Source organism: Paraburkholderia sp. JHI869 (assembly GCF_038900775.1).
Lineage (GTDB): Bacteria > Pseudomonadota > Gammaproteobacteria > Burkholderiales > Burkholderiaceae > Paraburkholderia.
Genome location: NZ_JAYMSC010000010.1, coordinates 113,459 through 127,571, shown reverse-complemented (window position 1 = coordinate 127,571; position 14,113 = coordinate 113,459). Strand labels below are relative to the sequence as shown.

Annotated in this window: 10 protein-coding genes; 5 read left to right on the top strand and 5 right to left on the bottom strand. The window is 67.9% G+C overall.

Annotation, left to right across the window (positions count from 1 at the left end; all coding sequences use genetic code 11):
• The first annotated feature begins 81 nt into the window (after positions 1 to 81).
• The 4 genes from cobG to cobJ are packed head-to-tail and all read left to right on the top strand — an operon-like array spanning position 82 to position 4,530.
• Complete coding sequence (gene cobG / locus VSR72_RS18685) at positions 82 to 1,479, top strand: precorrin-3B synthase (RefSeq protein ID WP_342953832.1); 1,398 nt, start codon at positions 82 to 84, stop codon at positions 1,477 to 1,479.
• Positions 1,472 to 2,098 carry a precorrin-8X methylmutase gene (locus VSR72_RS18680; protein ID WP_342953831.1) on the top strand — a complete coding sequence of 209 codons (627 nt, stop codon included), beginning with the start codon at positions 1,472 to 1,474 and terminating at the stop codon, positions 2,096 to 2,098. Before cobG ends, VSR72_RS18680 begins: the two co-directional genes overlap by 8 nt.
• Complete coding sequence (locus tag VSR72_RS18675) at positions 2,099 to 2,830, top strand: precorrin-2 C(20)-methyltransferase (protein WP_342953830.1); 732 nt, start codon at positions 2,099 to 2,101, stop codon at positions 2,828 to 2,830.
• The gene (cobJ, locus tag VSR72_RS18670) at positions 2,818 to 4,530 is read left to right on the top strand and encodes a precorrin-3B C(17)-methyltransferase (protein ID WP_342953829.1); all 1,713 of its coding nucleotides are present in this window, start codon (positions 2,818 to 2,820) and stop codon (positions 4,528 to 4,530) included. The genes VSR72_RS18675 and cobJ overlap by 13 nt, the downstream gene beginning before the upstream one ends.
• A gap of 10 nt (positions 4,531 to 4,540) precedes the next feature.
• Here the strand turns inward: cobJ and VSR72_RS18665 are convergent, their stop codons facing one another.
• Positions 4,541 to 6,091, bottom strand: a complete 1,551-nt coding sequence (locus VSR72_RS18665; protein WP_342953828.1) for a sensor domain-containing diguanylate cyclase — start codon at positions 6,089 to 6,091, stop codon at positions 4,541 to 4,543.
• A gap of 351 nt (positions 6,092 to 6,442) precedes the next feature.
• On the opposite strand from VSR72_RS18665, the gene VSR72_RS18660 reads away from it, so the two are divergent.
• Positions 6,443 to 7,321, top strand: a complete 879-nt coding sequence (locus VSR72_RS18660; protein WP_342953964.1) for a flagellar brake protein — start codon at positions 6,443 to 6,445, stop codon at positions 7,319 to 7,321.
• A gap of 7 nt (positions 7,322 to 7,328) precedes the next feature.
• On the opposite strand, the gene VSR72_RS18655 is transcribed toward VSR72_RS18660, so the two are convergent.
• From VSR72_RS18655 to cobW, 4 genes are all read right to left on the bottom strand, one after another.
• Positions 7,329 to 7,916, bottom strand: coding sequence for a VWA domain-containing protein (locus VSR72_RS18655; protein ID WP_342953827.1), 588 nt, complete (start codon positions 7,914 to 7,916; stop codon positions 7,329 to 7,331).
• 77 nt (positions 7,917 to 7,993) lie between these two features.
• The gene (locus VSR72_RS18650) at positions 7,994 to 9,040 is read right to left on the bottom strand and encodes an AAA family ATPase (protein ID WP_342953826.1); all 1,047 of its coding nucleotides are present in this window, start codon (positions 9,038 to 9,040) and stop codon (positions 7,994 to 7,996) included.
• Positions 9,037 to 12,831, bottom strand: a complete 3,795-nt coding sequence (gene cobN, locus VSR72_RS18645; protein ID WP_342953825.1) for a cobaltochelatase subunit CobN — start codon at positions 12,829 to 12,831, stop codon at positions 9,037 to 9,039. Before cobN ends, VSR72_RS18650 begins: the two co-directional genes overlap by 4 nt.
• Before the next feature lie 27 nt (positions 12,832 to 12,858).
• Positions 12,859 to 13,950 (bottom strand): cobalamin biosynthesis protein CobW, encoded by a 1,092-nt coding sequence (gene cobW, locus VSR72_RS18640; protein WP_342953824.1) that lies wholly within the window; start codon positions 13,948 to 13,950, stop codon positions 12,859 to 12,861.
• Positions 13,951 to 14,113 lie beyond the last annotated feature (163 nt).

Sequence of the window (14,113 nt, the reverse complement as noted above, 5' to 3'; positions counted from 1 at the left end):
GGGTGTACCGATACCGCTGCCGCTTCCCGCCTGATGTGCGGGCAGCGCGCCGCTCCCGCGCGATGCTTACCCGGTATTCCCTTGAAACACGAAACGAAGCCCGTCTCGCCCGCTGCTGCATTGGCCGTGCTCCGCCCCTCGGCGTGCCCGGGGCTCGTACGCGTGGTCGCGGCGCGCGACGGCGGCCTGTGCCGCATCCGCCTGCCCGGCGGCGTGCTGAGCGCCGCGCGTGCGCGCGCCCTCGCCGAGGCAGCGTCCTCGCATGCGAACGGCGTGCTCGAACTGACCAATCGCGCGAACGTGCAGATTCGCGGCGTGCGCGCGGGCGAAGAAGCGGCGTTGAGCGCCGCGCTGATCGGCGCGGGCCTCGGCCCGGCGGGCATCGACGCCGCAAGCCCGATCGAGCACGCGTGCGCCGCCGACGAATTGCGCAACGCGATGCTGAGCCCGCTTGCGGGCCTCGACCCTGACGCGTTGTGCGACACGACGGTACTCGCCGCCGCGCTCATCGACATGATGCAGCGCGAGCCGCGCTTCGCCGCGCTCTCGCCCAAGTTCGCGCTGCAACTGGACGGCGGCGAGCGCATGGCGATGCTCGAGCATCCGCACGACATCTGGCTCGCCGCGCTGCCGCACGGCGCGACGGTGCGCTTCGCGGTGGGCTTGGCCGGATGCCCCAAGGGGCGGCCAATCGGCATGCTCGCTGCCGAGGACATTGGCGCATCGATGCGCGCGCTGCTGCATGCGTTCCTCGATCTCGCGACGAAGGGCGAAACGCGCATGCGCGACGTGCTAGCCACACACTCGCTCGATGCCCTGCTGCAACGCGCACGACAGCATGGCGAATTTGCGCTGCTGCGTGACGACGCCGCACTGCTCGCGTGGCATCGCGCAGCGAGCCCCGCCGACTTGCGCCTCGGCGCGCACGCGCTGCACGCCGACGGCAGCGGCTATGTGGGCGCGCAGCCCGCACTCGGCCGCATCGACGCGCCAACGCTGCGCGCGCTCGCCGCGCTCGCGCAAGACTCGGGCGATGCGACATTGCGCGTGACGCCATGGCAAGGCGTGCTCCTGCCCAACGTGGCCGCGCACGCCATGCCCGCCGCGCTCGAGCGCCTGCGTGCGCTCGGCCTCGTCGTCTCGCGTGCGGACCCGCTCGCACGCCTCATCGCATGCACGGGATCGACAGGCTGCGCAAAAAGCCGCGCGGACACGAAAGCCGACGCACAGCGCCTCGCCGCCCTGCTGCCGCCCGACGTCGAAGCCCACCTCACAGGCTGCGAGCGCTCCTGTGCGGCCGCGCACTGCGCGCCGTTCACGTTGCTCGCCAGCACCCCCGACCACTACGACCTGTACCAGCGCGACGACACACAAAGCGGCTGCGGCCAGCGCTTTGGCCAGCTCATCGCGCGCAACCTGACGATCGAAGCCGCTGCGCTCGCACTCGCGCAGCCGCCCCGGAGTACCCAAGATGTCTGATTACATTCGCGACGGCCAGGCGATCTATCGCGAGTCGTTCGCGACGATCCGCGCCGAAGCCGACCTCGCGCGCATTCCCGCCGACCTCGAGAAACTCGCCGTGCGCGTGATCCACGCATGCGGCATGGTGGACGTGGCCGACGACCTCGCGTTTTCCGCAGGCGCTGGCACGGCGGGCCGCAACGCGCTCGCGGGCGGCGCGCCGATTCTCTGCGACGCGAAAATGGTCGCGTATGGCGTGACGCGGGCGCGCCTCCCCGCGAACAACGCCGTGATCTGCACGCTCGACGATCCCGCCGTGCCCACGCTCGCACGCGAGCTTGGCAACACGCGCTCGGCGGCCGCGCTCGAACTGTGGCGGCCGCATCTTGCAGGCAGCGTCGTTGCGATCGGCAACGCGCCCACCGCGCTCTTTCATCTGCTCGACATGATCGCCGCCGGCGCGCCGCGCCCCGCGCTCATCCTGGGCTTTCCCGTCGGCTTTATCGGCGCGGCCGAGTCCAAGGCGCAACTCGCTGCCGTTAATCACGGCGTGCCCTTCGTCGTCGTGCATGGCCGCCGCGGCGGCAGCGCGATGGCCGCCGCCGCCGTCAACGCACTCGCTTCGGAGACCGAATAAATGATCCGCAAAGGACGTCTGCACGGCATTGGCGTCGGCCCCGGCGACCCCGAACTGCTCACGCTCAAAGCCGTGCGCCTGCTCAAGGCCGCGCCCGTGGTCGCGTATTTCGTCGCGAAGGGCAAGAAGGGCAATGCGTTCGGCATTGTCGAAGGGCATCTCGAAGCGGAGCAGGAACGCCTGCCACTCGTGTACCCCGTGACGACCGAAGCGCTCGAACCGCCGCTCTCGTACGAAGCGATCATCGCCGACTTCTACGACGGCGCGGCGGAAATGGTCTCGCGCCATCTCGACGCCGGACGCGACGTGGCCGTGATCTGCGAAGGCGATCCGTTCTTCTACGGCTCGTACATGTATCTGCACGACCGGCTCGCCGCTCGCTACGAAGCGCAAGTCGTGCCGGGCGTGTGCTCGATGCTGGGCGGCGCGGCGGTGCTGGGTGTCCCGCTCGTCTACCGCAACCAGAGCCTCGCGGTGCTCTCGGGCGTGCTGCCCGAAGACGAACTGCGCCGGCGCCTGGCCGATGCGGACGCCGCCGTCATCATGAAACTGGGCCGCAACTTCGACAAGGTGCGCCGCGTGCTGGGCGAACTGGGACTCGCACATCGTGCGCTGTACGTTGAGCGCGCAACGATGGCGAACCAGCGCATCGTCCCGCTCGACGACGTCGATCCGATGGCATCGCCCTATTTCTCGCTGCTCGTGGTGCCGGGGGTGAAATGGCAGTCGTGACGCCGCCCGCCATCGTCGTACTCGGGCCCGGCGCGCTCGCCACCGCGCGGCGCGTGCAGGCGCTTTACGCAGGCGCGCAAATCCATGCGCTGCAAGGCCGCGTGGAAGGCGATGTCGCGTTCAGCGAGCTTGGCGCGCATTTGCGCGAATGCTATATGCGCGGCATGCCCATCGTCGCGCTGTGCGCGGCGGGCATCGTGATCCGCTGCCTCGCGCCGCTGCTCGCCAACAAAGGCGCGGAGCCGCCGGTGCTTGCTCTGGCCGAAGATGGCAGCGCCGTCGTGCCGCTGCTCGGCGGCCTGACCGGCGTGAACGTCATGGCGCGCGAAATTGGCGCGGCGCTCGCGGTTGCGCCCGCCATCACCACGAGCGGCGAATTGCGCTTCGGCACGTGCCTGCTCAATCCGCCCGCGGGCTATGCGCTCGCGAGCGTCGCACAAGGCAAGCGCTTCGTCTCCGATCTGCTTGCGGGCGCAACGACGCGCGTGGACGGCCAGGCACCGTGGCTCGAGAACGTCGAACTGCCGCGCGATGCAGCGGCGCGTCATGCCATCCGCGTGAGCGCGCAAGCCTGGAACGGCAGCCTCGACGACCTCGTGATTCATCCGCGCAGCATCGTCGCGGCCGTGGGCGCGCCGCAGGAAGCCCTCGCCGATAGCGTGCGCCGCGCACTCGATGCGCACGGCCTCGCGCCGCTCGCGCTCGCAGCGCTCGTCGCCCCTTCTACACACATGCGCGATGCGTCGCTCGTGCAGGCGGCAGCGGAACTCGGCGTGCCGCTACGCTTCGTCGATAGCGCGGAGAACGCGCCACAAGCCACACTCGCCGCGCTCGACTTGGACAAGGACATCGAGCGCTACGCGCCGAACGCAGACGGCATCGCCCTTGCCTGCGCCGCCGCGCCGCTCGACCCGCTCACGCTGGGCCGCGCGCGCGGCAAGCTCACGGTGCTCGGCCTCGGCCCCGGCCGCGCCGACCTGCTCACGCCCGCCGCGCGCGCGGCGCTGGATCACGCCACCGATATCGTCGGTTACGCGACTTATGTGGACATGGCGGGCCCATTCCGCGCGGACCAGCAGCGCCACGCCACCGACAACCGCGAAGAACTGCAGCGCGCCCGCCACGCGTTCGAGATGGCGAGCGAGGGGCGGCGCGTGGCGGTGGTCTCGTCGGGCGACCCCGGCGTGTTCGCCATGGCGGCCGCCGTGCTCGAAGCGCTCGAAGGCTCGGACGACGCACGCTGGCATGCCGTCGAACTGGCGATCGTGCCGGGCGTTTCCGCGGCGCTCGCCACGGCGGCGCAAGTCGGCGCACCGCTCGGCCACGACTTCTGCATGCTTTCGCTTTCCGACAACCTGAAACCGTGGACGGTGATCGAAAAGCGCCTGCTGCATGCGGCGCAAGCCGATCTCGTGATGGCGTTCTACAACCCCATCTCTCGCGCGCGGCCCTGGCAGCTCGAGCGCGCGCTGGAAATCGTGCGCAGCGTGCGCGCGCCGCACACGCGCGTGGTGCTGGGATGCGACGTGGGCCGCCCCGGCGAAACGCTGCGGGGCACGACGCTGGGCGAACTGCGCCCGGCGGATGTCGATATGCGCACGATGGTGATCGTTGGGTCGTCGGCCACGCGCGGGTTCGCTCGCGGCGACGGCGGCGAGTGGATTTATACGCCGCGCTGGTATCGTGAGGATGCCGAATAAAGCGAGGCGCTCACGTCTTCAAGGTCGGTAGCGACTCACGCGGGTCGGGTGGCGCGCCTTCGAATTCGCGCGCCTTCACCTGGTTGCGTCCCGCCTGCTTCGCCGCGTAAAGTTCGGCGTCGGCGGCGCGCAGCAGCGCCTGCGCGCCCTCTCTCTCGCGCGGCACGCAGGTGGCGCAGCCAATGCTCACGGTCAGCGTGCCGTATTCGCTGTGTTCGTGCGCGATCCCCAGCGCCGCCACTTGCTGGCGCACTCCTTCCGCGATTTTCACGGCGCCGGCCGCGGGCGTGTCCGGCAGCACCACGGCGAACTCCTCGCCGCCGTAGCGCGCAACCATGTCCGTCGCGCGGCGGCAGGCCTCGCGTATCGCACGGGCCACTGCGGCGAGCACCTTATCGCCCTCGGCGTGCCCGTAAAAATCGTTGAACAGCTTGAACCTGTCGATGTCGACGAAAAGCACCGAAAGCGGTTCGCCCGAGCGTCTCGCGTGCTGCCATTCGGTTTCGATGCGCAAGTCGAGCGCGCGCCGGTTGAACAGGCTCGTGAGCGCGTCGGTGACCGCGAGCCGCTCGAATTCTTTTTGCGTGGCGAGCCGCGTGCGCATCGACAGTGCGAGCAGCCACGACGAAGCGGCGATGAGCACGCCGAAGAACAACGCCATCGGCGCGTAGATCCGCAGGCGGTGGCGCCACCCTTCGAGCGCATCGTCCACGGAAGGCGCGACGACCGCGATGAGCGACGTGTGCGGAACGCGCTTGAACGTGTAGATGCGTTCGACCTTGTCCTCCTCGCCCGCCGCTATGAACGAGCCGGAGCTCGTCTTCAGCATCGGCTGGATGTAATCCAGTTCTCCCACCTGCGCGCCCACTTCGTAGTCCGAATAAGGTTGGTGCGCGAGCATGGTCCCGTCGTTCAGCAAGATGAACGCGGTGCCCTTCGGGTCGACGTCGATCCGGTCGAACAGTTGCTGAAAATACGCGAGCCGCAACGTGAGCAGCACGACGCCGCCAAACGAGCCGTCGTACGCGCTCACGCGGCGCGACAGCGCAATCGAATATTGGCCTTCGCGCGCGCGCGAGCGGATCGGGTCCGAAATATACATGCCGACCGAGCGCTCGTGCTGCGCCGTGAAATAGTCCCGGTCCGCGAGATTGACGCCGGGATACGCGCGGCCGTCCTGGGATTCGACGACATGGCCACTCGCGTCGACGTAGAACGCGTCGTCGAGATAGGCGCCGGCCGTCACGCGCCCGAACAGCAGTCTGCGGCGGATGTCGGGCGGCAGGTTTTGCGTGCGCGGGTCGCGAGCGCTATCGGCGGCATCGAGCAGCAACAGGTCGTATATGCCGAAATTCGCCTCGAGGTCGTTCGACATCAGCGAAACGAGCGCGGCCGAATTGTGCTGCGTACTGGCGATGGCCTGCGTGCGCTGTTGCATCAATCCCAGCAGCACGATGGCCACGATGGCCGCGCCGACAAGCGAGCCCATCGTGCCGACAATGAACGGATGGCTCCCGACCCACAGCATGAGCGCCCGATTCCATTGGCGGGGGATTCGCAAACATCGTTTCCAGAGCTCCATGAGGCGTTTCCTCTTGCTCCGCTTGTTTCGCGTTTTTCGTTTATGCCGCGTGGTTCGTTTGTTCCGCTTGCCGGCCAATTACGGATTGCATTCAAGGGCCATGATACTGCGCCTCGCGAATCCACCCTCGAATTGCGCCACGCACTCAATTTCCCTGCCGCGGCGCCGTAAACCAGGTGAACCCGCGAAGTCAATTCGCGACGCGAACCGCTCACCGTCCACCCTGCGCCGATGACCAACCTGACCACTGAAGCTCACGCCGAAGCCACCGACGCCGCAACCGCAACTGGAACCGCAATCGAATCCGCAGCTCCGCTCACGCCCGACGCCATGCCGGTGGGCGAGCCGCTCGCCTGGCCTGTCGTCGATCGCGACGGCGCCTTGCTGCTCGATGCCGGCGCGGTGCTCGTGGGCGAAGCGGAGCGCGACTTTCTGTTCAAGCACTTCGCGCCGCATCGCGGCGACGTAGAGCGGCTCGAACTCACACCGGAAGGCGCCGAATCAGCCAACGCAGCCAGCGCAGCCGAGGCGCCCACCACCACGCGCGACATGCACCTGAACATCGGCGCGCTGACGGGCCTGCGCCCGCAAATGGGCGCGAGCGGTGCGCCCATGCACCCGTGCCGCCTGATCGGCTTCGCGCCGAACGAGGCGCTCTTCGTGACGATGCCCTACGCCGATGGCCGCCCCGTCGCCATCACGCCGGGCGAAAACGTGGAGATCGTCGCGATTGCGAGCCAGGCCGTCTATCGCTTCGTATGTACCGTGCATGCGCTGAGCCACTCGCCGCTCGACTACCTCGTGCTTTCGAAGCCCGCCAACATCCGCCGCCTGCGCGAGCGCCGCTCGATTCGCGTGCGCGCGCAATTTCCGGTGCGCTTTGGCATCGGCGAGGAAGGCTCGGGTTATGACGGCGTGGCGCTCGCGCGCGGCATCAGCGCGCTGGGGCTTTCGGTGAGCGCGGCGTGGGCGCTCGGCCGGGTTGGCGAGCGGCTGCGCGTGTCATTCCAGTTGCGCTCGGGCGGCAACGATACGACGATCGAAACCACAGCGATCATCCGCAACGTGCAGACGGAAACGGGAGCATCCACGCAAGCGACGCTCGGCCTCGAACTCGACCGCCTCACGCCCGCCGAGCAGATGGCGATGAAGGTCTACGTGTTCGATCGGCAGGACGACGTGCTGTACTGGACCGGCAGCGTGCGCTAGCGCCTGCTCAGGCGAGCAGCGCCTGAGCGTCCAGGCACTCGCCTGCCCAGGCTCGCGCGAGCGCCTCGCAGCGCCCCACGCGCAGCGCGCCAAGTTCGCAATCGATCACCGTGATGTGGTCGGCGTGGCGCGGCCGCGCGGGCCACTGCGTCGTGCGGCCGTCGCTGAACAGCCAGAGATGACGCGCTCGCGATGGGTCGCGGCGCGCGGTAGTTTCGAGCACACGCGCCGCGCGGCCGATGCCCGCTTCGAGCGGCGTGCCCCCGCCCCCGCCGATCGGCTCGATCCAGCGCTCGTTCCACCAGCGCGGCACCGCGGGACCGAAGCGCAGTTCGGCGCCCGCGCCGCCGAAAGCGATCAGCGCCACTTCCACGCGCTCGGCGCGGGCGCGGTCGAACAGCGCGATCAACAACCCCTTGGCGAGTGCGAGCTGGCCGCGTGCGAGCATGGATGCCGAGCAATCCAGCACGAAGCAATGGAGCGCGCCGGAACCCGTCTTGCGCCTGGCAAAGCGGAAATGTTGCGCTTGCAACGATTCTGCGCGTTTGGTCGCGAGCGTGCGCGGCCACGCGATGCGCTCGCCATGCTTCGCCACGTGTGCGAGACCGCGCCCCGGGCCTTCTCGCCGTCGAGCGCCGCCTTGTGCGAAGGCGGCGGCCTGTGCCCGACGGGTCAGCGTTTTTTTGCGGGCAGCGGGATCACGCCTTTCACGGGCTTCGCGGCGACGGGCTCGGGCGGCAACTCGCCCCAATCGGCATCCGCCGATGTTGCTTCGGTATGCTTCGCATCGCGCGATGACGCGCAAGCGGGCGGTTGCCGCTGCGGCTCGGCGGCAGACGGCGCATCGGAGCGCTGCGGCATGGCGTGCCGACGGTGCGCGAGCACGCAATCCGCCACTTCATCGACATGTTCCGGCTTCACTGCATTCGCACCTTCGAATGCGGCGAGTGCACGCGCCGCACGCAGCATCACGAGGTCGGCGCGCAAGCCGTCAACCGCCGCCTCGATGCAGCGCTGCGCCGCGCGCTCGTGCACCGCATCGCTCCAAGCGAGTTTGTCGAGCATCTCGCGCGCCGCAGCGATGCGCTGTGCAAGCGCACGCTGCTCAGTCTCGCGCGCTGCACAAAACGCTTGCGGATCGGCATCGAACGCGAGACGCGCCTTGACGATGCGTTGCCGCTCCGCCACGTCGTAAGGCGTGCCGAGTTCGACCATCAATCCAAAGCGATCGAGTAGTTGCGGACGCAACTCTCCTTCTTCGGGATTCATCGTACCCACCAGCACGAAATGCGCGTCGTGAGTGTGCGAAACGCCATCGCGCTCAACCGTATTCACGCCGCTCGCCGCCGCGTCGAGCAACACGTCTACGAGCGCATCGGGCAACAGGTTTACTTCGTCCACGTAAAGCACGCCGCCATGCGCGCGCGCGAGCAGGCCAGGCGCGAAGCGCACCGCGCTCTCGCGCAATGCCGCTTCGAGGTCGAGCGTGCCGATCAGCTTGTCCTCGCTCGCGCCAAGCGGCAGCGTGACGAACGCGCCCTCCGGCAAAAGCGCCGCGAGCGCGCGCGCCGCCGTCGATTTCGCGGTGCCGCGCGGCCCGCTCACGAGCACGCCGCCGATCGCCGGGTCGATGGCCGCGAGCAGCAGCGCGCGCTGCAACGGCGCCTGGCCGACCAGCGCGGTAAAAGGAAACGCGGGACGCGTGGCCGCAGCGCTCATGATCCTGATCCTTCCAGATGCTGCCCGGCTTCGAGCAGACGGTGTTCGAGTTGCGCGCGATGTTCGCCCGGCTCCTGCCAGAGACCGCGCTGAATCGCTTCGAGCAGGCGTTCGCACACGGCATGCAGTGCGTGTGGATTGTGACGCTGCATGAAGTCGCGCGTATCGTCGTCGTGCACATAGGCGTTCGCGACGAGCGCGTACTGATGATCGCCCACCACGCGCGCGGTCGCGTCATAGCCGAACAGATAGTCCACGGTCGCCGCCATTTCCGCGGCGCCCTTGTAACCATGACGCTTCACGCCGTCGATCCACTTCGGGTTCACCACCCGCGAGCGGATCACGCGCGCGATCTCCTCATGCAGCGGACGAATGCGCGGCGCAGCGGGGTTGCTGTGGTCCGCGTGATAGAGCGCGGGCTGCGCCTGCGAAAAATGCCGCGCCGCCGCGGCCATGCCGCCCTGGAACTGGTAGTAGTCGTTCGAATCGAGCAGGTCGTGTTCGCGGTTGTCCTGGTTCTGCAGCACGACGTCGAGCGTCGCGAGACGCGCGCGGAACGCATCGCTCGCTTCATCGCCGGCACTCTTTTGCGCGTAGGCGTAGCCGCCCCACGCCTGGTACGCGTTCGCGAGATCGGCGTCGGTCTGCCACTGGCGATGGTCGATCATCGACTGCAGGCCCGCGCCGTATGCGCCGGGGCGCGCGCTGAACACGCGCCAGCCCGCGCGGCGGCGCGCCTCGTCGGCGGCCATGCCGTTCGCGACCAGCGCATCGCGCTCGCGCATCACGCGCGCGCGCAGGGGGTTCTGGTGCGCCGGCTCGTCGAGATCGGCCACGGCCTGCACGGCTGCATCGAACAGATGCATCACGTTGGGAAACGCGTCGCGGAAAAAACCCGATACGCGCAGCGTCACGTCGATGCGCGGGCGGTCCAGCGCCTCGACCGGCATGATCTCGAAGTCGGTCACGCGCTGGCTGCCCGCGGCCCACTTCGGGCGCACGCCGATCAGCGCGAACGCCTGGGCGATGTCGTCGCCGCCGGTGCGCATCGTCGCCGTGCCCCACACCGAAAGCCCCACGGCGCGCGGGTAATCGCCGTGCTCCTGCAGATGACGCTCGATGAGTTGCTGCGCCGACTTCATGCCGAGCGCCCACGCGGCTTGCGTGGGGATGGCGCGCGTATCGACGGAGTAGAAGTTGCGGCCGGTAGGCAGCACATCCGGGCGGCCGCGGGAAGGCGAACCGCTCGGGCCTGGCGGCACGAAACGGCCTTCGAAGCCACGGCGCAACTGGCGCATTTCCTCCGGGCCACAGGCGTCGAGGCGCGGCAGCACGTCGCCGTGCAGGCGTGCGAGCACCTGGGCAGCATGCGGGAGTACTTGCTCTGGCGAATCGCTTCGTTCGCCTGAGCAAATGCCCGCGATCAGCGTTGCCGCGAGCATTTCCAGGCGTTCGCGCGTGTCGCCCGCATGACGCCAAGGCGCATCGCTCACGTTTGTGAGCAGCGACGGGCGCGGGCCACTCCACTGCGCAGCCCAATCCACCGTTGCAGGATCGAGCAGATGGTCGATGCGCAAATCTCGCGCGAGCGCGTCGATGAGACCTGCGTTCGCGCCCTGCCCGTCGCCGCACGCGTAGCGCCCGAGCGCCAGCAGCGTGTCGCGGCGCTGCTGGCCTTGCGGCGATTCGCCAAACGTATGCAGGCCGTCGCGAATCTGCGCTTCTTTCAGCTCGCAGAGGTAAGCGTCGGCGCGCGTGAGCAGTTCGTCTTCGCCAGCCTGATCCTGGGGCGCAGCGACGCTCAACTCCTCATGCAGCCGGTGCTCGATGATGGTCGCGAGTATGGTCTTGCGCAGCAGTTTCGCGCGGCGCGGGTCCACCATCAATGCTTCGTAATACTCATCGACCTGACGTTCGAGATCTTGCAGCGGCCCGTAGTTTTCGGCGCGCGTGAGCGGCGGCATCAGGTGATCGACGATCACGGCCTGGGCGCGCCGTTTGGCCTGACTCCCCTCTCCCGGATCGTTGACGATGAACGGATACAAGTGCGGCAGCGGCCCGAGCGCCATGTCGGGCCAGCAGGTGTCGGCGAGCGCCACGCTCTTGCCCGGCAGCCACTCCAGGTTGCCGTGCTTGCCCACGTGCGCGATGGCGTCGATGCCGAACGTCTCGCGCAACCAGAAGTAAAACGCGAGGTACGCGTGCGGCGGCACGAGTTCGGCGTCGTGATAGTTCGCGTAAGTGTCGTCGCCACGCGAGCGTGAGGGCTGGATGCCCACGAACACCTGGCCGCAGCGCCAGCCCGCGATCATGAAGCGGCCGCGGCGTACCGTGGGGTCGTCTTCCGGCACGCCCCAGCGCGCGATCAGCGCGTTCTGCGCCTCGACGGGCAACTGCGAGAAGCGCGCGCGGTAGTCGTCAAGCGAAAGGCTCTGCCATGCGGGGCGCAGCGCGCGCGTGTCGGGATCGTTCGTCACGCCCTGCGTGAGGATGCGCATGAGCGCGTCGCCGTCTTCGGGCAGATCGGGCACGCGGTAGCCTTCGTCGCGAAGCATGCGCAGGATGCCGACCACCGAGGCCGGCGTATCGAGCCCCACGCCGTTGCCAATGCGCCCTTCACTCATCGGATAGTTCGCGAGCACGAGCGCAAGCTTTTTCTCATCGTTGGGCAGGCTGCGCAATCGGCACCAGCGGCGCGCGAGTTCGGCGACGAACGCCACGCGTTCCAGGTCTGGCTGATAGCGCACGACATCGACCTGCGTTTCTTTGCAGTGGTAGGCGAGGCCCTTGAAGCTGATCGCACGCGTAATCACGCGGCCGTCCACTTCGGGCAGCGCGATATGCATGGCGATGTCGCGCGAATTCAGGCCATGATTGTCCTTCACCCAGTCTTCGCGATTACCGCCGCTCAGGATCACCTGAAGCACGGGCGCGTCACCAGCAAGCGCGAGCGGTTCGGGGGCGTCCAATGACGAAGCCGCAAACGCCGTGGTGTTCAGCACGAGCGAGACATCGTGCTCGGCCGCCAGTTGATCGAGCACGTCGCGGCTCAAGGTGTCCTTGAGCGAGGTGATCGCCAGCGGCAGCGGGTTCATGCCGCGCTCCAGCAGCGCGGTGATGAGGGCATCGAAGGCGGCCGTGTTCGCGGCCTGCAAATGCGCCTTGTAAAACAGCAGCGCGACAACCGGCGCGCCCGGTTGCCAGCGCGCGCGCCATTCGTCGATGGTCGCGACGTCGCGCTGCGGGCAATAAAGCGCGGCAGCGGGCAGCACGACGGGCGGCGCAGGCTCGCTGCCCCAATCGAATGCACGCCACGCGAGCGCGCGCAGGAACGATTCGGCGTTGGCCGCGCCGCCTTCGCGCAGATAGCGCCACAACAGGCGGCAAAATTCCGGCTCGGCGCGACTCTTCGCGATGAGGTTGGGATCTTCCTGCAAGTCGCCGGAAAACATCGCGAGCAGTTGGCCACGGCGCTCCGCGAGCGACACGACCTGCTCGATACCGTAAGGCCAGTACGTCTCGCCGCCCAGATGATCGACCACCACCACGCGCGCATGCTGCAAGACGTCTTCGACGTAGAAGTCCACCGATGCGGGCTGGCGCAGATACGTGACGTTTGCGAGCCGCACGCTCGGAAAACCTGCGGGCAGGCGCGGCACGACGCTCGCCAGCAACGCGAGCGTGGTGTCCGCAGAACTCAGCACGACAATCTCGGCGGGCTGCTGGTCGATACGGATGACGCCCTGCGTGTCGTCGACGAAACCGCCCGGCGTGGTGCGCAGCAAATGCATGGTACGGCCTCGTCTAGCTCAGCGCGTTCACTTCGCGATCGCGGTCTGCACGCTCGCCAACGCAGCAGAGAATGCCGCTTGCAGCGTCGTGCCATCGAGATCTTCGCCAATCAGCACGAAGCGGCTCGCGAGCGGCTGCGCCGCGCTTTCCTGCGCATTCCAGCGGCGGTCGAAATAGCTGTCGAAGCGACGGCCCACGCCTTGAATCACGAGGCGCATCGGCGCGCCCGGCAGCGCGGCGAAGCCCTTCACGCGATAGATCGTGTGCGCATCGACGAGTTGTTGCAGCGCCTCGATCACGCTCTCGCGCGAAGCCGCGGCACCCGACACCACGACCGAGTCGAACTCGTCATGGTGATGATCGGGATCGTCGGCGGAACCGTGATGGTCGTGGCGCAGATGGATGCTCTCCTCGGAGGCCGCTTCGAGCCCGAGCAGCGTATGCAGGTCGAGCTTGCCGTGCTGCGCGCGCACGATCTTCACCTGCGGCGGCAGCTCTTCGCGCAGATCGGCGATGAGCGCGTCCTGGCCCGCTTCGTCCAGCAGATCGGTCTTGTTGAGGATGACGAGATCGGCGGCCGAAAGCTGGTCTTCGAACAGCTCGTGCAGCGGCGATTCGTGGTCGAGATTCGGGTCGGCGCGGCGCTGCGCGTCCACGGCTTGCGGATTTTCGGCGAACTGGCCGCTCGCGGCCGCGGGACCGTCCACCACGGTCACGACTGCATCGACGGTGAACGCATTGCGGATCGACGGCCAGTTGAACGCCTGCACGAGCGGCTTGGGCAGCGCGAGGCCCGAGGTTTCGATCAGCACGTGATCGATCTCGCCGCGGCGTTCGAGCAGTTTCTCCATCACCGGGAAGAACTCTTCCTGCACGGTGCAGCACAGGCACCCGTTCGCGAGTTCGTAGAGCTGGCCTTGCGTTTCGTTGCCGTTCTCGTCGCAGCCAATGCCGCAGCCACGCAGAATTTCGCCGTCGATACCGAGTTCGCCGAATTCGTTGACGATGACCGCCACGCGCAGGCCGCCCGCGTGCTGAAGAATGTGACGCAGCAGCGTGGTTTTGCCGCTGCCGAGAAAGCCCGTCACGATCGTGACCGGAATCTTGCGCATTTGCATGAAGTGCTCCTTCGGCGCCAGGCCGTATAGAGGGGCATGGTGCGTCGCGTTGGCCGTTCGTACGGGTGTTGCATTGCGAGTACGCGCGTAGCCATGCAGACGCTGCCACGCGTAACGATTCAACAAAACCTGCAGGGGACGAACGACCAGAAACGCACCCGGG

Bases quoted from the DNA above. Each gene is read 5' to 3' on its own strand.
- VSR72_RS18680 (WP_342953831.1), top strand. From the start codon at position 1,472: ATGTCTGATTACATTCGCGACGGCCAGGCGATCTATCGCGAGTCGTTC.
- VSR72_RS18675 (WP_342953830.1), top strand. From the start codon at position 2,099: ATGATCCGCAAAGGACGTCTGCACGGCATTGGCGTCGGCCCCGGCGAC.
- cobJ (WP_342953829.1), top strand. From the start codon at position 2,818: ATGGCAGTCGTGACGCCGCCCGCCATCGTCGTACTCGGGCCCGGCGCG.
- VSR72_RS18660 (WP_342953964.1), top strand. From the start codon at position 6,443: ATGCCGGTGGGCGAGCCGCTCGCCTGGCCTGTCGTCGATCGCGACGGC.
- VSR72_RS18650 (WP_342953826.1), bottom strand. From the start codon at position 9,040: ATGAGCGCTGCGGCCACGCGTCCCGCGTTTCCTTTTACCGCGCTGGTC.
- cobN (WP_342953825.1), bottom strand. From the start codon at position 12,831: ATGCATTTGCTGCGCACCACGCCGGGCGGTTTCGTCGACGACACGCAG.
- cobW (WP_342953824.1), bottom strand. From the start codon at position 13,950: ATGCAAATGCGCAAGATTCCGGTCACGATCGTGACGGGCTTTCTCGGC.